The 20,264-nt window shown below is 49.2% G+C and carries 20 protein-coding genes; 14 read left to right on the top strand and 6 right to left on the bottom strand.

Annotation, left to right across the window (positions count from 1 at the left end; genetic code table 11):
* Positions 1–138 precede the first annotated feature (138 nt).
* The 5 genes from AC2A06_RS04810 to qseB all read right to left on the bottom strand — a co-directional run bounded on the left by AC2A06_RS04810 (position 139) and on the right by qseB (position 4,756).
* The gene (locus AC2A06_RS04810; RefSeq protein WP_484379544.1) at positions 139–1,041 is read right to left on the bottom strand and encodes a Dyp-type peroxidase; all 903 of its coding nucleotides are present in this window, start codon (positions 1,039–1,041) and stop codon (positions 139–141) included.
* 129 nt (positions 1,042–1,170) lie between these two features.
* On the bottom strand, positions 1,171–1,773 hold the full coding sequence (locus tag AC2A06_RS04805) for an RpoE-regulated lipoprotein (protein WP_484379543.1): 603 nt from the start codon (positions 1,771–1,773) through the stop codon (positions 1,171–1,173).
* 318 nt (positions 1,774–2,091) lie between these two features.
* The gene (locus AC2A06_RS04800) at positions 2,092–2,577 is read right to left on the bottom strand and encodes a DUF2919 domain-containing protein (protein WP_484379542.1); all 486 of its coding nucleotides are present in this window, start codon (positions 2,575–2,577) and stop codon (positions 2,092–2,094) included.
* A gap of 173 nt (positions 2,578–2,750) precedes the next feature.
* Positions 2,751–4,100 carry a quorum sensing histidine kinase QseC gene (gene qseC, locus AC2A06_RS04795; RefSeq protein WP_484379541.1) on the bottom strand — a complete coding sequence of 450 codons (1,350 nt, stop codon included), beginning with the start codon at positions 4,098–4,100 and terminating at the stop codon, positions 2,751–2,753.
* Positions 4,097–4,756, bottom strand: coding sequence for a quorum sensing response regulator transcription factor QseB (gene qseB, locus AC2A06_RS04790; protein ID WP_484379540.1), 660 nt, complete (start codon positions 4,754–4,756; stop codon positions 4,097–4,099). Before qseB ends, qseC begins: the two co-directional genes overlap by 4 nt.
* Positions 4,757–4,905: 149 nt before the next feature.
* Here qseB and AC2A06_RS04785 point away from each other — a divergent pair, with 149 nt between their 5' ends.
* A complete protein-coding gene (locus AC2A06_RS04785) occupies positions 4,906–5,295 on the top strand; it encodes a YgiW/YdeI family stress tolerance OB fold protein (RefSeq protein WP_484379628.1) in 390 nt (129 codons plus the stop codon).
* Between the two features lie 513 nt (positions 5,296–5,808).
* Here AC2A06_RS04785 and AC2A06_RS04780 read toward each other — a convergent pair.
* On the bottom strand, positions 5,809–6,234 hold the full coding sequence (locus AC2A06_RS04780; protein ID WP_484379539.1) for a GNAT family acetyltransferase: 426 nt from the start codon (positions 6,232–6,234) through the stop codon (positions 5,809–5,811).
* 591 nt (positions 6,235–6,825) lie between these two features.
* On the opposite strand from AC2A06_RS04780, the gene nrfA reads away from it, so the two are divergent.
* The 13 genes from nrfA to mmuM all read left to right on the top strand — a co-directional run bounded on the left by nrfA (position 6,826) and on the right by mmuM (position 20,214).
* Entirely contained in the window at positions 6,826–8,205 is a 1,380-nt protein-coding gene (nrfA, locus tag AC2A06_RS04775; RefSeq protein ID WP_473197983.1) for an ammonia-forming nitrite reductase cytochrome c552 subunit, read from the top strand.
* A gap of 42 nt (positions 8,206–8,247) precedes the next feature.
* Complete coding sequence (gene nrfB / locus AC2A06_RS04770; RefSeq protein ID WP_484379538.1) at positions 8,248–8,817, top strand: cytochrome c nitrite reductase pentaheme subunit; 570 nt, start codon at positions 8,248–8,250, stop codon at positions 8,815–8,817.
* A complete protein-coding gene (gene nrfC / locus AC2A06_RS04765) occupies positions 8,814–9,485 on the top strand; it encodes a cytochrome c nitrite reductase Fe-S protein (protein WP_484379537.1) in 672 nt (223 codons plus the stop codon). Before nrfB ends, nrfC begins: the two co-directional genes overlap by 4 nt.
* Positions 9,482–10,429 carry a cytochrome c nitrite reductase subunit NrfD gene (nrfD, locus tag AC2A06_RS04760; RefSeq protein WP_484379536.1) on the top strand — a complete coding sequence of 316 codons (948 nt, stop codon included), beginning with the start codon at positions 9,482–9,484 and terminating at the stop codon, positions 10,427–10,429. Before nrfC ends, nrfD begins: the two co-directional genes overlap by 4 nt.
* A 28-nt stretch (positions 10,430–10,457) precedes the next feature.
* A complete protein-coding gene (nrfE, locus tag AC2A06_RS04755) occupies positions 10,458–12,152 on the top strand; it encodes a heme lyase NrfEFG subunit NrfE (protein ID WP_484379535.1) in 1,695 nt (564 codons plus the stop codon).
* A 23-nt stretch (positions 12,153–12,175) separates the two neighbouring features.
* Positions 12,176–12,541 (top strand): heme lyase NrfEFG subunit NrfF, encoded by a 366-nt coding sequence (gene nrfF, locus AC2A06_RS04750; protein WP_484379627.1) that lies wholly within the window; start codon positions 12,176–12,178, stop codon positions 12,539–12,541.
* On the top strand, positions 12,538–13,104 hold the full coding sequence (locus AC2A06_RS04745; RefSeq protein WP_484379534.1) for a TPR domain-containing protein: 567 nt from the start codon (positions 12,538–12,540) through the stop codon (positions 13,102–13,104). Before nrfF ends, AC2A06_RS04745 begins: the two co-directional genes overlap by 4 nt.
* Before the next feature lie 203 nt (positions 13,105–13,307).
* Entirely contained in the window at positions 13,308–14,201 is an 894-nt protein-coding gene (gene amiA / locus AC2A06_RS04740; protein ID WP_484379533.1) for an N-acetylmuramoyl-L-alanine amidase AmiA, read from the top strand.
* Positions 14,202–14,269: 68 nt separating this feature from the next.
* Positions 14,270–14,728: a YaiI/YqxD family protein gene (locus AC2A06_RS04735; protein WP_484379532.1), complete on the top strand. Its 459-nt coding sequence runs from the start codon at positions 14,270–14,272 to the stop codon at positions 14,726–14,728.
* 332 nt (positions 14,729–15,060) lie between these two features.
* Complete coding sequence (hisC, locus tag AC2A06_RS04730; protein ID WP_484379531.1) at positions 15,061–16,176, top strand: histidinol-phosphate transaminase; 1,116 nt, start codon at positions 15,061–15,063, stop codon at positions 16,174–16,176.
* A gap of 132 nt (positions 16,177–16,308) precedes the next feature.
* Positions 16,309–17,694, top strand: a complete 1,386-nt coding sequence (locus tag AC2A06_RS04725; protein ID WP_484379530.1) for a purine-cytosine permease family protein — start codon at positions 16,309–16,311, stop codon at positions 17,692–17,694.
* Positions 17,695–17,873: 179 nt separating this feature from the next.
* A complete protein-coding gene (mmuP, locus tag AC2A06_RS04720; RefSeq protein ID WP_484379529.1) occupies positions 17,874–19,289 on the top strand; it encodes an S-methylmethionine permease in 1,416 nt (471 codons plus the stop codon).
* Positions 19,279–20,214 (top strand): homocysteine S-methyltransferase, encoded by a 936-nt coding sequence (gene mmuM / locus AC2A06_RS04715; protein ID WP_484379528.1) that lies wholly within the window; start codon positions 19,279–19,281, stop codon positions 20,212–20,214. The genes mmuP and mmuM overlap by 11 nt, the downstream gene beginning before the upstream one ends.
* The last annotated feature ends 50 nt before the right edge of the window (positions 20,215–20,264 follow it).

Genomic DNA, 20,264 nt, shown 5'->3' with positions numbered 1-20,264 from the left:
TTGTAACGCTTTTATAGAATGTTTAGTGCTTTACCATCATCAAACGCTATAAGGCAAGGCGCACGGTAGGTAGCAGGAGGAGTACCACGCAGGAAGAGTAGCAAGCAGGAGCCAGTAAACTGGCTCCGAAGAAAGAGATTAAAGCGATAACAAGCGGGTTAACGAAGGGGCAAAGTAGTAACTGCCCGTCACTGGCTTACTGAAACGCAGCACCGCATCATGTTTGCCATCCAACTCACCAAACATGCTCAACAGCTGTTTTTCTATATTATGCAAGCGAGCACAGTAGGCAATGAAATAGAGGCCATGTTTGCCGCTGGCGGTCCCATAAGGCAAGCTCTGACGCAGGATTTTCAACCCTTTCCCGTCCTCTTTCAGATCTACCCGGCTAACATGTGAAGTATCTGGCCGTTGATCCGCTGGCAGCTCCTCGCTATCTTGCTTGGTGCGGCCAATCACCTTTTCTTGCTGTTCAGTGGTCAACCCTTGCCATGGACGACCCAAATTATGCTCGTAACGTTGTACCAGGACGTAACTCCCGCCGGCATCCTCATCACCTTCACCAATCACCGCAACTTCGGCACGCTGTTCCCCTTTTGGGTTTTCAGTACCATCAATAAAGCCACTTAAATCACGATCTTCCACCCAGCGGAACCCATGAGTTTCTTCTTCAATATGGATCGCGGCACCAAAAGCAGCTAACGCCGCTTGTGCCAAGGTGAAATTGACGTCATGACGTAGTGACTGGATATGAACCAACATATCGCGCTGAGTTGCCGGTGCCAGCCCTTTGCCTAGCGGGACGAAAGGCTTCAGTTCTTTAGCACCTTGACCATTGGCAAGGGCATGCCAAATCTCAGAACCAAAAGCGACCACTGCGCCTAAATGGGCATCAGGAAATTTCTGCTGTAACTCATCTAGCACCTGACAAAACTGTTTGCAGCCCTGACGTACCTCGGCAAGTTCCCCTTGCAGCCTGGCTTCGAGAAAAATAGCAAACCGGCAATGCTCCAACAGAATACCGCTCTGAACCTGTGTCATATCATTATCCTCAACTTTCTAAATTCGTAAGCAAATCATTTCCCTACGAAAAATGCGTTACACCCTATACCTGGTAAAAGACGCAGCCCTACCCGAAGACAAAGCAGTTAACGGCAACCCGGCGATAAATTATTGTGCTTTCGCATGCCAGATAATTTTACTTACCGTCCAACTCTGCAGGATATTGTCAGGTGGAATAATCTCTTGTGGACCTGCCCATTGGCCGTTAAATACATAGCTGACATGGCGACTCTGAGTGGCTACGCACTCGACTTTGCCAGCATTATCACCTTCACCCGCTTTGCACGCACCATAAGCCTTGCTGAATAACTCACTAAATGGTGTGCCCAGTTTACTGCCCCATTCGGTAGGCACTTTACTGTCCATGACCTCGATCCGTTGTACCGACCCTTTAAATTCCCCAGTAATCAACAGCTTGACGTCATTCCCCGCCATCGCTTGATAGTAGGAAACGACTTGCCCTTGATAGCTAGTCATACCGCTCAGAATTGGATAGTTATCCTGCAGGCCTTTGCTAATGGCTGAGGCTGTCATCGGTGTTGTCGCGGTGATATCACCGACCCCTTTCTCACTCACCACCATGCTGCTACTACCAAACCAATTAAACGGTGACAAGCTGGACCAAGAGAAGCTAGGCCAAGAGAAGCTGGAACTGCTAGAACACCCTGCCAGCAACAGCGGCAGCCCTAATAACAGCGGGCGAATAGTCATCAATAACTCCTTAATATAAAACATAATTTTAATACTCCACGTTACTTGGGTGTTGGCTACACTCTGATACTCAGCGCTTCCTGAGCCTCGTTCCTTCGGAGCTAGCACAAGCGCTGTTCAAAACACACAGCGTTTTGTCAAGAAACGCGAATTATTTTGAGTACAGATTAGCGACTTAAGCCCCATTACCGCAGGGCTCTAGCGTAAGTTGCCAGTTTGGAGTACAAAAATTGGGAAAAGTGCCACCAAAAAACAATTAACCCCGTTACCAGACACCCCATTGTCAGCCCCGCCACCCACTAGGTGCACTGACCTGCGTCAACTCGGTTCCATCGGCTGGGAAAAGCACACTATCAAGCGTTGATTCAGTAATAGATAGCTCAGCGCCAACGCATCAAGCAACACCAGGAGGATATCTACCGGAGGGACGTTCATCTCTTGCTGTTGCCACACGCCGTAAGCTGACCCCAGTAGAGCAACAGCCACAGCAATGACTAAGACCCAGCGCCAGCAACACCACAGACGGGGCCAATGCTGACGACGTCCACTGATGACAAAAGCCAGGGCAGCAGGTAGCCCCAGCAACATGCCAAACCAAAAGCGCTGAGTATCAGGGTAGAACAGTTGCAGTAACCCAGCCCCTTGGTCACGTGACGCTCCTGCCATGACAAACAGTATCCAGGTACGCGCCTGCAGAATTAATACTCCCCAAAACCAACATGGTAAACGCAATACACCATGCTGATCATAATCATCCGGTGAAAACCGGAGAACGGTGCGTTTCAAAGGTTGTTGCTTACTCATCTTATGACGTCAGTCCCCATTCTCAGACTTACTCTCGTTTATGCTTATCACTTGCTAAACTATAACGATATTATCTCTCTCGTAGGTAGCGACGACCCGTTGACGTTATCATTACCTCCTAGCTTAAGGATCACCCATGTCAATAACAGCAATGTGATCTCGATGGCACAAATTTACCAGCGCACGATCACCTCAAAACCACCCTGCGCCGCATGACCAAAGCAAATCTTCATCTTATGTAGTGCTGCAATACGTTTAACAATCGACAGCCCCAAACCACTGCCGGTGCTTACTTGGCCTGGTGGCCGCCAAAATCGCTCCCCTAACCGCGTTAAAACCTCCTCAGTGACACCGGGGCCATTGTCACTGACCCTGAACTGATGCTTCTCGAGCGTCACTTGAACCACACTGCCGCACGGACTGTAGCGGATGGCGTTATCGAGCAGATTGCGTACCAGAAGCTCAAGCAATAACGGTTGTCCGGTGTAAAGCCCATTATCTGCCGCCAGATTGAGGTGTATATCAACGCCCGCCTGTTGCGCTACAGGGTAAATATCCATCACTGCCGACTGTAAAAGTTCTGCCATTGCGATAGCCTGAACTTCCTCCAAATGATCCAGTGAATCTAGGCGTGACAGTATAAGCAGTTGTTCCACCAACCGACTCGCACGTTCAATACCCGTATTCATCTGCAACAATGCTTTTTTAAGCGCCTGCTGATCCTCCATCACCAACTGTGCGACATCCGCCTGTACTTTTAATGCAGCAAGTGGGCTACGTAGTTCGTGAGCAGCGTCGGAAGTAAAGCGGCGTTCACGCAGCATCAGTGCCTGGATACGTGAAAACAGTTGGTTAAGTGCATCAACCAGCGGGCGCACCTCCCCTGGAACCTGCTCGGTATCCAGGGGTTCGTCGGCATCGGCTGCACGGTTAAGTAGCGCATTGGCCAGTTGCTTAAGTGGCTGTAGTTCCCAACTCAGCAGGATTATCAGTGATAAAAACATCAAGGGCAGCGCAACAAGCCAAGGCTGCAGTTGCGACAAAATAATCTCCAGCGCCATCTCTGTACGGTATTCTTTCTCCTGCCCTACCACAATCCGGTGTTGTTTATCAGGCGTGCTGAGCCACAAAAAACGCCATTTGTCGTCATCATCTTGTAACTGTCCATCCTTAAACCCTTCATGTTGATAATGCCAAGGGATCTGCGCGCCATTTTCCCCATCATGTAAGATGCGTTTGCCTTCTGCGGTAAAAACAGCAAAAGCCAGTGCATCGTCGTCCGAATAACCGCCAGTATCCTTTTTCATCGGATGTACTACCGACTTTGATGCATTCAACCCACTAAAGTCCATTGCACTGATACGCTTGGCAAACAACAACTGTTGGGTGTCGAATAACTCATTCAATTTATGCGTCGTCTGCTTCCAAGCCACAAAGCTGGCGCAACCCCAGGCGACGACAGCTAGCGACAGAAACAGTAATGTCAGACGCACACGCAAGCTCAGCCGTTGTGTCCGTTTCATGCCTCCCCCAGTGTGTAACCAATACCATGAACTGTGCGAATGAAGGTACTACCCAGTTTGCGTCGTAAATGGTGTACGTATACCTCAATCGCATTACTGGCGATATCATCGTTCCAGCTATAAAGTTTTTCTTCTATAAGTTTGCGCGGCAGTACACGGCCCGCGTTACGTAGCAGCAATTCGAGCAAGGCAAACTCTTTGGGTTTTAGCATAAGTGGCTCACCATCAAAACTGGCGATTAACCGAACTGGGTCTAACGTAACCTTGCCGTGAGAAAGTTCACTTTGTGTCTGCCCATAAGTGCGCCGAATCAATACTTGCAAGCGTGTTGCGACTTCGATCAAAGCAAACGGTTTGCAAAGATAATCGTCCGCCCCTAAACGTAAACCATCCACCCGTTGCGACAACGCATCACGCGCGGTGAGAATCAATACGGGTTCTTGGCGATTATTCTCTCGCCATTCGCGCAAAATAACCAAGCCATCTATTTCAGGTAAGGTGAGATCGAGGATCACGGCATCGTAAGGCGCACTGAACAGCGCATTTTTCCCCTCACGCCCCGACGTAAACCAATCTACGCTAAAGCCAAGGCGCGTCAGCCCTACTTTGATACCATCACCAATCAATCTGTCATCTTCTACCAGCAGTATGCGCATCAGTATTCCTTTATTACACCTCTTCCGGTGTCAATCAAAGCGACTCATCACGCAGATGTACAGCAAAATATTTTCTTTTGACACCTTAAGGAATCGTTAAGAATTATGAGGTTTAATCACTGTGAAAACCAACAGAAAGGATCAACATGATGAAAAAATTCGCGATTAGCACGGTTATCTTTGCTTTATCTACCGCTCCAGTGTTTGCCGCTCAGCAAGGGGGATTTTCTGGGCCACAAACCACAGCACAAGCCGGTGGCTTTGTTGACAAAAATCACAGCATCACCACAATCGCCAATGCCAAAGAGCAACGCGAAGGTACTTGGGTCAGATTGCAAGGCAACATCATCGAACGCGTATCGGATGATACCTATATATTCAAAGATGCCAGTGGTACGATCACTGTCGACATTGACCATAAATATTGGAAAGGCGTTACCGTCGCCCCACAGGATTTGATTGAGATCCAAGGTGAAGTGGATAAAGACTGGCGTAGCGCGGAAATCGATGTAAAACAAATCAATAAAATCAATCCATAGTATTTTATTTATACTCGTCATCCTTCAAGTTGCATGGGTGATGGCTGTGTTCAGATACTCGGCTCGTCCTGAGCCTCGCCCCTGCTGGGGCCGCTGCCAGCAGCGTTCAAGTCTGCTCCCGGCAGACTTGTCGCACCAGTCACATAGTAGCCTATGTTCTTGGCGACTATAGAACTTGCCACCTACATGCAACTCGAATTATTTAGAGTCTATTAATACCTATAGACCTGTGATACTTCAAAATGGCTTGAAACTCTTGTTGAGTCTTAGATACCCGGGACAATCGTACTGAGACCCGTTCCGACGGCTAACGCCACTACGAACCCTCAGCACGCCGTCCCTAATAACAGGCTTGGTCAAACATCTGCAAGTTGATCGGGTATAAAGGTTAAATTCAGCTCAATTGACTGGGTATTGTCGAGCTTGCCACAAGCGCTTAAAACCACTATTTTTTAATTCAATAAGACGTTTCAATTGTTCGAACAATACCCTAGTCAATTATTAGGACACCGTTTAGTATTCTTGATCCTCAATTAACCTTTTACCCAGGCAGGTTATACTCTGGATCTCGTAACCGATCTTTTCATACATCTCAATAACGGTATCGTTATCTTCACGTACCATCAGTTGAATTTTCGGGCAGCCTCGAGCGATCAGTTTTTTCTCCAGGCGGTTAATTAACGCATTGGCGATACCACGCCCACGATAATCGGGGTGAACCCCCAGATAATAGGCTGAACCACGGTGGCCGTCATAGCCCCCCATGACCGACCCCACCACTTCGCCCCCCACTTCCGCCACTAAAAACAGTTCCGGATCGTGGTTCAATTTACGCTCAATGTCCATTTCAGGGTCATTCCATGGGCGCAACAAATCGCAACGCTCCCACAGCGTGATGACCTCTTCAAAGTCCTCTTGTCGAAATACGCGAATTTCCATCGGTGCTCACCACTGTTATTTAATCTGTTTACCTGATTATCGCGTGATTATTCTATGACGCAATATCAAACTGAAATTTGCCTCTGCTATCGCACAAATTACAGCGCCCTTAGCGGTGTACAGTGACTGCTTGGTGGTATTCAAGTCTGTTTCAGCCCTCCTATTCCTTAACTAAGGGTTAAGCGAGCAAAAATTCGTTTTTTATCTTCTAGCCACGACTCAAACAAGGATTTACATAAAAATATCTTATGTTTTTACTAAGACGCGTTTGACCGACAATCATCAAAAGCAGTATGCAATAATTTCTATTGCTCCCTCTTTCAACGCAATGCCTTATATTTTAATAACTAATTAGAGGTATATAAAATTTAGTGCTGCTTCTCAAAATTCAATCAAGTCTTCAAGATCTCCTCGTAAATTGACCAAAAACAACATTTTTTATGTGGCCTATGTTATCCCTACAAAATGTGGTGTTGAAAATCTGTTCTTAACCGAACCTAACAACTAATAAAGTACTGCGTTAACGCAGACCAACTGGATGGGATGCTTATGAATAAGGTCAGCAATGTATTGACGCTATTTCTAGCAGGGATGATTACGGGGTTCTTCTCGTTTTCGGCACTTGCCGCCGAGGCACCGGGGAAGATTGAGGCCAGAAACGAAACTTTCTCTGCTTCTCACCCGGATCAATACCAATCTTGGAAAGCCACCGCTGAACAATCAGAGCGGGTAGACGCTTTAGCAGCAGACCCTCGTCTGGTGATTCTTTGGGCCGGCTACCCGTTTGCCAAGGATTACAATAAGCCGCGTGGTCACGCCTATGCCATGACGGATATCCGTGAAACGTTACGTACTGGCGCGCCAAAAACAGCGGAAGACGGGCCATTGCCCATGGCCTGCTGGAGTTGTAAAAGTCCAGATGTCGCCAGAGTGATCGCCGAACAAGGGGAAGCGAACTACTTTCATGGCAAATGGGCGCGTGGAGGGCCGGAAATTGTTAACGACCTCGGTTGTGCCGATTGTCACAATACCGCTTCCGCTGATTTTGCCGCTGGCAAGCCCATGCTGACCCTTTCCCGCCCTTATGCCGATAGAGCCATGCAGACGATCGGTAAATCCTTTGATAAAGCGGGTCGTTTCGAGCAGCAATCTATGGTCTGTGGGCAGTGCCACGTCGAATATTATTTTGAAGGCAAAGACAAGGCGGTGAAATTCCCATGGGACAAGGGAACAACGGTGGATGACATGGAGGCCTATTACGACAACATCGCTTTCTCCGATTGGACCAACCCATTATCGAAAACACCGTTGCTCAAAGCTCAGCACCCAGAGTATGAAACCTGGAGTGCCGGGATGCATGGCAAGAACAATGTAACCTGCATCGACTGCCATATGCCGAAAGTGCAAAACGCTGAAGGCAAGATCTATACCGAACACAAGATTGGTAACCCGTTCGATAACTTTGAGCATACCTGCAAAAACTGCCACACCCAAGATAAAGCCAGCCTGGAAGCGGTGGTGGCCAAACATAAGCACGACATTAACGAGATCAAATTGAAAGTGGAGGATCAACTGGTTCACGCGCACTTTGAAGCCAAGGCTGCCTGGGATGCTGGCGCAACCGAAGCCGAGATGAAACCTATCCTGACCCATATCCGTCACGCCCAGTGGCGTTGGGACTTTGCTATCGCTTCACACGGTATTCATATGCATGCACCGGATGTTGCATTGCGCATTCTAGGCACGGCGCTTGATCAAGCTGCACAGGCTCGCACTCAGCTCATCCGTTTGCTCGCCACCAAAGGGGTCACCCATGAGATAGCGCTGCCGGATATCTCTACCAAAGAAAAAGCCCAATTGGCTATGGGGATGGATATGCCGAAGTTGAATGCCGAAAAACAAGAGTTCCTCAAGACAGTCGTTCCCCAGTGGGATGAGCAGGCAAAGAAAGCCGGGCTGTTAAGCCATTAACCCCTTCGCCTCGTTCGCGGGGCGTAAAAAAATGGAGTCAATATGAGCGTACTGCGTTCGTTATTAGCTACCGGGGTGCTTGCCTGCAGTCTTTGGCTGACAGTATTACCGGTATCAGCACAAACCGAAAATCCCGCAGCCAAACAGAATTCTGCGGAAGTTACTCTGCAACGGAACCCAGATGATGCCTGCTTACGTTGCCACAAGCCGCAACAAAGTGCGATGCATGGCAAACATGAGGGTGCCATCAACCCAAATAACAAATTACCGGTGACTTGCACCAACTGTCATGGAACCCCATCATGGCACCACCGTGAAGGCGTCAAGGATGTAATGCGTTTCAACGAGCCGATGTTCGGTGTCGAGCAGCAAAACAGCGTTTGTCTGTCTTGCCATTTGCCCGAGGCATTGCAAAAAGCCTTCTGGCCGCATGATGTGCATCTAGCCAAGGTATCTTGTGCCAGTTGCCACCGACTTCATCCTGAGCAGGATAAAATGCAAGAGCTGAGCGACAAAGGGCGGATACAAATCTGTGTGGACTGCCATCGTCAACAGCAGCAGAACCCAGCGTTTAATCCAGCATCGGTCAAGCTGGATAAGGAGCAGCCATGAGCTGCTCACGACGCCGTTTTATTGCAGGAATAGGTGTGCTGGCCATGACCTCTATGGCGGCGGAAAAACTCTTGGCACGCACCATGAACGTGAACGGCATCCGCTACGGCATGGTTCATGATGAATCACGCTGTATCGGTTGTACTGCCTGTATGGATGCCTGCCGTGAAGTCAACCAGGTACCGGTGGGCGTTTCACGCCTGGAGATTATCCGCAGCGAGCCGATAGGCCAGTTTCCTGATGTGAAATACCGCTTTTTTCGCCATTCTTGTCAGCATTGTGAAAGTGCTCCGTGCGTGCATGTTTGCCCAACCGGGGCTTCATTCCTGGATGCAGCCAGTGGGATTGTCGACGTTAATCCGGATCTCTGCATCGGTTGTCAATATTGCATTGCGGCCTGCCCTTACCGGGTACGCTTTATTCACCCGGTAAATAAAACGGCGGATAAATGCGATTTTTGCCGCAAGACCAACCTTCGCCAGGGCAAGTTGCCTGCCTGCGTACTTTCCTGCCCAACTCAGGCCTTAACATTTGGCAACCTTGACGATCCTGATAGTGATATCTCGCGTCTGTTACAGCAAAAAACCACTTATCGCTACAAGATTGCGTTAGGAACACACCCCAAAATGTATCGTGTTCCGTTTAAATATGGAGAGATAAGTCAATGACTTCTGCCTTCCATTTTGAGTCTCTGGTCTGGGATTGGCCCATTGCCATTTACCTGTTTCTGATTGGTATTTCTGCAGGTCTGGTGACTCTGTCCATCCTGCTGCGACTTTATCATCCCGAGGAAGGGTCCTCAAAAAGCCAGATCATGCTGACCACACTGTTTATCGCGCCCACCTCAATTGCGCTCGGACTGTTCATTCTGATTTTTCACCTGACCCGCCCGTGGACCTTCTGGAAACTGATGTTCCACTACAGCTTTACCTCAGTGATGTCCATGGGCGTGATGCTGTTCCAGATTTACATGTTAGTGCTGGTGTTGTGGCTCGCACTGATTTTCCGTGATGAATTGGCCTCATTGCAGCAACGCTGGCTACCAAAGCTGTCGGTGATCCCAACATTGTTGGCTCGCCTCTTGCCTTTGTTGCGGTCAATAGAAACACTGATGCTCGTCCTGGCGGTATTGTTGGGCGCTTACACCGGCTTCCTGCTTTCGGCATTGAAGTCTTACCCCATGCTAAACAACCCGTTGTTACCGGCGCTGTTCCTGTTCTCCGGTATTTCATCAGGGATCGCGGTCGTCATGCTGGTGGTCACCCTCAGGCCCAAAGGCGATATCCACAGCCATGAGATGCATTTCCTTCACCGCCTTGAAACACCCGTGGTATGGCTGGAAATTTTCCTGCTGGCTGCGTTCTTCATCGGATTAGCGCTGGGGGATGACGGTAAGCTACGTGCCTTATCGGCTGCGTTGGCTAGTGGTTTCTGGGCCTGGTGGTTCTGGTTGGGCGTAGTTGGCCTGGGGCTGGTTCTTCCGTTGCTACTGAAAGCCGTAGGCTGGGGTAAAACCCGGATCCATATCCTGTTGATCAGCGGCTGTAGTTTGTGTGGCGTATTATTGCTGCGTTATTTTATTCTGTATGCCGGGCAAATGACGGTTGCCTGAGTGCTGTAACCAAATAAGGCAGGTTGTTGTGTTGTGGTTAGCCGAACTGGGATTTATTGCCTTATTACTTGCCTGTGTTGCGTCATTACTGTTGGCGAGCACCACGTTGTTTGCATTGATAAAACACCGTCAGGTGTTATTGCCAGTACGAGAATGGAGCTATGCCATTTTTGCCCTGATCGTACTGGCATTTGCCATTCTGCTGCTGCTGTTTTGGCGTAATGATTTTTCCGTGTTGTACGTTGCCCAACATGGCCATCGTCAATTACCGCCCTTGATGAAAGTCGGCGCATTATGGGGCGGGCACGAAGGCTCGTTACTACTTTGGTTGTTGTGCCTCAGTGGTTGGTCGGCCTGCTTTGCCCTGTTCAGCGCTAAATCAGAGCGTTCTGTGCAGCCTCTCCCCCTGGCCATTCTGGCGTTGATCAACGGCTGCTTCCTGATTTTTATCCTGTTCTTCTCCGATCCTTTTGTTCGTGTCTTTCCTCCTGCAGTTGAAGGGCGCGATCTCAATCCCATGCTGCAACATATCGGCCTGATCTTGCATCCTCCATTGCTTTATTTGGGCTATGGCGGGTTTGCCGTTTGCAGTGTATTGATGTTGTCCTCCTTGCTGCGAGGCACATTTACTGCCGAGAGTGCTCGGCACTGCCTGCTCTGGGCCAAACCTGCATGGTGTTTTCTGACTGCCGGGATCATTTTGGGGTCATGGTGGGCATACAGCGAACTGGGTTGGGGCGGCTGGTGGTTCTGGGATCCTGTCGAAAATGCCTCTTTATTGCCTTGGCTGACGGCCAGCGCCTTATTGCATAGTTTGGCGGTTAGCCAACGTACCGGTGGCCTGCACCATTGGTCGATACTGTTAGCATTGGGCACCTTTATACTCAGCCTGCTGGGTACCCTGATCGTTCGTTCCGGCGTGCTGGTTTCGGTGCATGCCTTTGCACTGGATGAGCTGCGTGCATTACCCTTGTTTATACTGTTTACTTTCCTAAGTGGCGCGTCGTTCCTGGTCTATGCATTGCGAGCTAACCGCCAGCAGGCTTCAACAACCAAAGCTAGCCCAGTGCTGTTGGGTGCACTGCTATTATTCAGCTCTGCCGCGCTGATTGTACTGGTCGGTACTTTGTACCCGATGTTTTACCGGTTGATGGGATGGGGACAAATTTCGGTCGGCGCCCCTTATTTCAACCTGGTGCTGTTACCGTTTGGGCTGTTGGGGTTGGTGTTAATGTGTTACGGCGGATTCGATCGACAGCGGTTACCACAATGCATTGCCCATGCCGGCGTGCTGCTGACGGCGTTAGGCATTGCAAGCTCAGCGCTGCAACGCCATGAAATCAGCCAGAATGTTTCTGTCGGCGAAACTGTCTCCCTGGCGGGGTATGAATTTAAACTTCGCTCAGTCGACCTATTGGCTCACCCCAATTTCACCAGCGAACAGGCCATTATTGATGTTTCGCAGCAAGGCAAACGGGTGGCTCAACTGATGCCAGAACGGCGGTTTTATACCGCCCGTCGGCAACAGATGTTTGAACCGGGTATCGACTGGAATGCGTTTCATGATTGGTACGTGGTAATGGGCGAAAAAAGCGGAGAACAGCGTTACGCCATGCGTTTCTATGTACAGAGTGGTATCCGCTGGATCTGGTGGGGAGGTGGGCTGATGATCATCGGTGTGTTGGCGAGCGGTTGGCAAAGGAGACAGACATGCGCTGGCTAGCTTTCTTGTTGTTGTTGGGAAGCATAACGTGGGGAAGCCTAACGTTACCACTGGCGGCGCAAATTGTGGATACTTGGGCCTTTACCTCACCAGAGGTTCAAGACCAAGCCTTGGCCGTAGCGGCTCAGATACGTTGCCCGCAATGTCAGAATCAGAACTTACTGGAGTCTAATGCCCCGGCGGCCGTGGCAATGCGTCACGAGGTATTCGCCATGACCGAGCAAGGGAAAACAGCAGACGAGATCCTGACTTTTATGACCGCGCGCTACGGTAATTTTGTCCGTTATCAACCGCCGTTAGAACGCTCTACCCTCGTACTTTGGGCGCTTCCGGCAGTGATGCTGGTGTTGATTTCGCTAGTGTTATGGCGGCGTAGGGATAGGAAATGAAACGAGGCACTTTTCATCTGTTGTTTATCGGGTTGGTACTTGGCATCAGTGCCTGTTGGTATGCAGCCAGTGGCCGCCCAGCCAGCGTGCTCACCGAGATACACAAACCGGTTCAGCCCCTCTCGCCCCAAGAGCAGAATGAACGCCAATTACAGCGGTTGCAGCAAAAAGTCAGTCAGTCCCCGCAAGACAGTGTCGCATGGGCCGAACTGGGGGAATATTATCTCTACAACGATAATTTTGCCGATGCGCAGATTGCCTATCAGCAGGCGCTAACCCTGCGCGGCGACAATGCAGAATTATACTCAGCACTGGCTACCGTGCTCTATTACCAGGCTGGGCAACGCATTACCCCACAGGCAAAGAGCTATATAGAAAAGGCCCTGGCGTTGGATAAGAATGAAGTCTCGGCATTGATGTTGTTAGCGGCCGATGCCTTTTCCCATGCTGAATATGCCAAGGCGATAGCCCTGTGGCAACAGCTGTTAGATAGCCAATCACCGCGGGTAAACCGGCCACAACTGATCGAGGCCATCAATATGGCAAAGTTACTGCTGCGGTAGCAGTAAATCACGCGGTGCGAATTATTTTGGGTCCATATTCTAACTGCAATTAAAATAATCTTAAGTGTATACTTATTTAGTGCTCTCAATATATCTGTACATAATAATCAGGAAATAAATAGCAATAGTTCTCAAGTCGATTAATCATCGTCGATGCGCTATAACGTCGCGGCGATCAATTTATTGAGTTGGAGATGTGTGTGATGAAAAAACAAAATAAACCTTATTTTAATTTTGCCCCCCTCACGACTTCAACAACACGTCGGCAATTACTGTTATCAGGTTTGGCTTTCGCCTTACTCGGTAGTAAAGCGGCCTACGCCCAAACCAGCAATAATCGTGGCGGTATGTTGCGTAACCAGCGCAGCCAACCAACACCCAAGCAGGCGGGCAGTAAAAGATTAGTCATGCTCGACCCAGGGCACGGGGGTATCGACTCCGGCGCGGTAGGGCCTGAAGGTTCAAAGGAAAAGCATGTGGTATTGGAAATTGCCAACCATGTGCGCCGTTTTTTGCAGCAACATGATCAGGTGGAAGTGCGCCTGACACGGGAAGTTGACGAGTTTGTCCCGTTATTTCGCCGTGTAGACATTGCTCATCAACATCGTGCCGATCTGTTTATCTCAATCCATGCTGATGGTTATACCAGCCCAGACGCGGCAGGGGCCTCCGTATTCGCCCTTTCCAACCGGGGTGCCAGCAGCGCGATGGCTCGCTATCTCTCCAGCCGCGAAAATGCCGCTGATGAAATTGCTGGTGGCAAATACCGGCAGCAGGACAATTATCTGCAACAGACACTGTTCGATTTGGTACAAACCGATACTATCAATAACAGCCTGACGCTAGGTCGCCACGTGTTGGGGCAGATCCGTCCGGTACACCGTCTGCATAGTGACAGTACCGAACAAGCGGCATTTGCGGTGTTGAAGTCCCCGTCTATTCCTTCAATTCTGGTAGAAACCTCATTTATCACCAATCCTTACGAGGAACGCCTGCTAGGCACTACGGCTTTTCGTGAGAAAATTGCCCATGCGATTACGGTTGGTGTGATCAACTTTTTCCAATATTATGATGCACACCAGCGAAGACCGAGCTAGTCTGTCACGCGCAAAATAGAAATGACCACAGCCACATCCGGTAAGTCGCGGATCACAGGGGAATAATAATGCAGATTTGGGTTGATGCGGATGCTTGTCCCAATGTTATCAAGGAGGTCCTGTTTCGTGCTGCCGAGCGTACCGCGATACTGGTTACCTTGGTGGCCAATCAACCTGTGCGTACCCCCCCATCGCGATTTATAAATACATTGCAAGTGCCAGCAGGTTTTGACGTTGCGGACAACGAAATCGTGCGCCTTTGTCAAACCGGCGATCTGGTGGTCACTGCCGATATCCCACTCGCGGCAGAAGTCATAGAAAAAGGGGCTATTGCCCTCAATCCTCGCGGTGAACGCTATACGCCAGACACTATTCGTGAACGGCTCAATATCCGTGACTTCCTCGATACATTACGTTCCAGCGGTATTCAAAGTGGTGGGCCAGCGCCGCTTAATCAACGTGAGCGCCAGCAATTCGCTAATGAATTGGACAAATGGCTACAGCAAGCCAAGGGAGCTTTGCGCTGATAACGCCTGCCATCATGTGAAAAATATGTGAATAATGTGTGAGCGACAGCTCAAAAACAAACCAATTTCGTGCTGATTTTTCCGTTAAAAACGCATTAAAAACCCATAATCACCCCCCTACTCATCATCAAGAAAAAAATAAACTACTGATAAATAAAGATATTATCAGTAATGGCTATTTTACTGCTAATGAATAATCATGCCCCCAGCCCTAGTTGCGCTTACCTGTATATACGGGTATATGTTAAAAAATGATTATTACACTGATGGTGTAGCCATAGGGATAGACCCATCCCTATCTACATCGTCTTAATCTAGAAGGATCTTATCCTATGTATGCTTCAAACACATTTGCGCGTACTGAAGTACAAGCCCTCAGTAGTTACAATGCCGGACTCTCTATTGAAGCGGTACAAGCAAAATATGGTGTTTCACAGGTCGCCAAACTGGGCAGCAATGAGAATCCATTGGGGATTTCGCCAAAAGCCTTAGCCGCCTTGACGGCAGAAGCCCGTAATAGCGCACTTTATCCCGACCAATCTTGCCATCTATTGCGCACCGCGCTGGCTCACAAACTGGCTATTGATGAAAAACGTTTGGTTTTCGGTAATGGCTCTGAAGATCTTATCAGCATACTCTGCCGGGTATTTCTCGATCATGGGGACCAGGTGGTCACCATTTTACCGTCTTTTGGCCTGCATATTATCTACCCACAGGCGGCTGGTGCTGAAGTGATTGGTGTTCCCATGGGGCCCGATATGCGTATTGATGTACACGCATTGATGGCTGCAATAACACCGCGCACACGCATGCTGATGTTCTCATCCCCATCTAACCCAGTGGGTTCAGCACTTAACGGGGATGAACTGCAATATGTGATTGATCACTTGCCAGCCCATACTCTGCTGGTATTTGACGAGGCGTATTTTGAATATGCCAACGGTGAAACGGATTATCCCGACTGCCTGAAAATATTACAGAACAGCCAATGCCATTACGTGATTTTAAGAACGTTTTCTAAGGCTTATGCGTTAGCGGGTTTACGCATCGGCTATGGTATTACCAGCGATGCCACGTTGGCAGACATGATTGACCGACTCCGTACTCCTTTCAATGTTAATCGCTGTGCTCAAGCGGCAGCTGTTGCTGCCCTGGCAGACACGGATCATTTGCTTGCCAGTGTCGAACATGTTCGCAGTGAACGACGCCGTATGGAGCAGGTTTTACAGCAGCATTTAGGGTTACAACCGATTCCATCGGTCACTAATTTTATATTTCTTGCCAGCCCAGTGGCGGTAAATACGGTGAATACGGCCTTATTGCAACAAGGGGTGATTATTAAACCTTGGCTTGAAACAGGCTATGACCGTTTTTTACGTGTTTCCGTTGGCAGCCGTAATGATAACAATATGTTCCTTCAAGCACTTGAGAAAGCGTTACACCAATAAATAGTGCCCGGTGATTTGGCTAACCCAGCTTCGTTTATTCAGGTTGTATTCCCTACAACCTGAATATCGAAGGTTATAATGAAATAGCGCCAAATCCTGAGAAACATATTCTACTCAAGAATAAGGATAATTATGACCACGACTAAAGCTACGCCATTAATCGAATCACGCGTCATCGATTTTATCCCTGAAAACGAAAGACATGGCAGTCCATTCAGCCAATTTACCCTCTGGTTTGGTGCCAACCTGCAAATAACCGCTATTGTGACCGGTGCATTAGCGGTAGTTCTTGGCGGGGATGCCTTTTGGTCCATTATCGGTTTAATGATAGGCCAGTTAATTGGCGGGGTCATCATGGCTTTGCATGGTATGCAAGGGCCAAAACTCGGCTTGCCCCAGATGATTTCCAGCCGAGCACAATTCGGCGTGCTCGGTGCCTCTATTCCGATTGTTTTAGTCTGTGCACTCTATATGGGGTTCAATACCACCGGCCTTATCCTGGCTGGGCAAGCAATCTCCCATTTAGCCAGTGTCAGTAACACTGCCGGGATATTGACTTTTGGTGTCATCATTATTATCTCTGCCATGATTGGTTACCGCTTTATTCATCGTCTAGGGCGTATAGCAACCATCTTTGGCATTGTGGCATTTACCTATCTTTTTGTCCGCCTGCTGTCTGTTAATGATATTTCTTTACTGCTGGATAATCGTTTCTTTGCCTGGGATAAATTTCTGATTGCTGTTTCGCTCTCAGCATCGTGGCAAATCTCGTTTTCTCCTTATGCCTCAGATTACTCACGCTATCTACCCAGTAATACACCCTCGTCGAAAGTTTTCCTCGCTATCTGGCTGGGGTCGGTTAGCGGCTCGCAAATTTCGATGGTACTGGGGGTGTTTGCCGCGGCATTAGCGGGCAATCACTTTGCTGGCAATGAAGTCGGTTACATCGTTAGCTTAGGGGCCAACGGTATCATGGCTGCCCTGATCTATTTCAGTATCGCTTTTGGTAAAATCACCATCTCGACACTGAATGCCTACGGTAGCCTGATGTGCCTGACAACCATTATCAGCGGCTTTAAAGGCCATGTTAGCTACAACAAATACCAGCGACTTGCGGTGGTTATTTTTATTGTTGGTGTTTCCACCTGCCTGGCATTTCTGGCTAAAGATGATTTTTTAAGAGCCTTCAGAGCGTTTCTGCTGTTCTTACTCACCTTCTTCACCCCTTGGGCCGCCATTAACATCGCCAGTTTCTATTTTGTTGCTAAAGGTCATTATGACAAGGCCGCATTAATGGATCCGAATGGTTGCTATGGTCGCTGGAATATTTTTGGTATCAGCATCTATTTTCTCGGTGTGCTGATTCAGGTCCCATTTATTTCCACTCCACTGTATACCGGCCCGCTGTATGATTTTATCGGTACAGATATCTCCTGGATTGTTGGATTAATGATACCAGCCATACTCTATATTACCTTTGGCAAAAACGTTGCTCTGCGGCAGGCTACCGCCACTTAAGGCCAATATATCGCCTGACATCTCAACGGCAAGCTTCCAGCCGAAACCTCAAGGATGAGGTTTATTCATTCATCAAGTTGCTAACTTTGCCATTAACGCAATAGTAAGGATACGTTGATTTAAGCGTCTATTAAGGGTATACCTATTAGCCATATAGACGTCTAAATGGATGAATGACCATGCAATCTGTAGCGCCCATTGAAGGGAAGTTCAAACGCACCATGAAAACCCGGCATCTGGTGATGCTGTCTCTGGGTGGTGTTATCGGCACCGGGCTGTTTTTCAATACTGGCTATATCATTTCCACTACCGGGGCACTCGGCACCTTGTTGGCCTATTTAATCGGTGCCTTGGTGGTTTATCTAGTGATGCTGTGTCTGGGGGAGCTTGCCGTCGCCATGCCGGAAACCGGCGCATTTCATATCTATGCGGCACGCTATCCTGGCCCAGCCACGGGCTATACCGTCGCCTGGTTATATTGGCTCACCTGGACGGTGGCGCTAGGCTCCAGTCTCACCGCCGCGGGTTTCTGCATGCAATACTGGTTTCCACAATCCCCGGTGTGGTTGTGGTGTTTGATCTTCTGCACCATCATTTTTTTGCTTAATACCATTACCACCCGTTTTTTTGCTGAGAGCGAATTCTGGTTCTCACTGATCAAAGTGATCACTATTCTGGCCTTTATTGTGTTGGGTGGTGCTGCGGTATTTGGTCTGTTACCGATGAAAGACGGCAGCCCCGCCCCCTTCCTGCATAACCTGACTTCATCCGGTTGGTTGCCCCATGGCACATTACCCATTCTGATGACCATGGTGGCGGTCAATTTTGCCTTTTCCGGTACCGAACTGATCGGTATTGCCGCCGGTGAAACCGAAAATCCAGAAAAAGTCATCCCGTTGGCTATTCGCACCACGGTATTGCGTTTGGTGGTATTTTTTATCGGTACCGTATTTATTTTGGCGGCGTTGATCCCGATGGAACAGGCGGGTGTGGTTAAAAGCCCCTTTGTGCAGGTATTTGAACGTATTGGTGTGCCTTATGCGGCTGATATTTTTAATTTTGTTATCCTGACGGCTATTCTCTCCGCAGCGAACTCCGGGCTGTATGCGTCAGGGCGGATGTTGTGGTCGCTAGCCAATCAACGTACATTGCCAGCCTATTTCTCGCGCCTGAATGCTCGGGGCATTCCCATCAATGCACTGACTTTCAGTATGCTCGGTGGTGTACTGGCCCTACTGACCAGCGTGATCGCCCCTGATACCGTGTTTGTCGCACTGTCTGCTATATCCGGCTTTGCAGTAGTCGCCGTATGGCTGAGTATCTGTGCCTCACACTATGCTTTCCGTCGCCATTACCTGCGCAGTGGTAAACCTATAGAAGGGCTGAAGTACCGCGCCCCAGGTTATCCACTAACCCCAATCGTCGGGTTCATACTCTGTTTATTGGCTTGTATTGGTCTAGTATTTGATCCAGAACAACGAGTGGCCTTATTTTGTGGCCTGCCATTCGTTGCTCTCTGTTATCTGGTCTATTATCTGACGCGCAGCAGCGGTCAAAAAGGCACACTGAATAGCGGAGAAGAACATGTCAGTTAATAACCCTCTCACCCCACTGCTGGCGAATAACCGTACCTTGGTGCTAGACGGTGCCCTCGCCACTGAGTTGGAAGCGCGCGGCTGCGACCTCAGTGATCCGTTGTGGTCAGCAAAAGTGCTGATTGAAAACCCGCAACTGATTTATCAGGTACATCTTGATTACTTCAATGCAGGGGCACAATGCGCCATTACTGCCAGCTATCAAGCGACACCACAAGGCTTTCAACGTCGCGGACTCAATGAGCAGCAATCGCTGGCACTGATCGCCAAAAGCGTAAAACTGGCACAACAGGCGCGAGATGATTATCTGGCTCAACAGCCGCAAGCCTTGCCGTTGTTGATCGCCGGTTCAGTCGGCCCTTATGGTGCTTATCTGGCAAACGGCTCTGAATATCGTGGCGATTACCATTTGCCACCCAATGAAATGGCGGCTTTCCATCGCCCTAGAATCGCAGCACTGGCCAAAGCAGGTGTTGACCTGCTGGCCTGCGAAACCCTGCCCTCATTGGCTGAATTACAAGCACTGCTTAAACTGTTGCACGAATTCCCCACCTTGGGCGCCTGGTTCTCTTTCACCTTGCAAGACAGCCACCACTTGAGTGATGGTTCACCGTTGAAGCTGGTGATGGAGCGGCTGGCGGACAATCCGCAAGTGTTAGCGGTAGGGGTCAACTGTATCGCATTGGACAGTGTCACCCCGGCGTTACAGCAATTGGCGACATTGAGTGATAAACCGTTAGTGGTTTACCCGAATTCTGGCGAACACTACGATGCGGTCAGTAAAACCTGGCATGGTTGTGGCACAGAGCAAAACCCGTTGAACAGTCAAATCAGAGAGTGGCAGCGTGCGGGTGCCCGGTTGATCGGCGGTTGTTGCCGCACCACTCCGGCAGATATTCAAGCTATTGCGCAACAGTGCCATTAATAGATAGATAGGTAGATAGATAGGTAGATAGATAACCCGCCTGGTCGCCA

The organism is Serratia sp. HNCC26DJ244 (assembly GCF_057180565.1).
The sequence above is the reverse complement of the archived record's forward strand: the minus strand, read 5'-3'. Positions and strand labels throughout refer to the sequence as shown.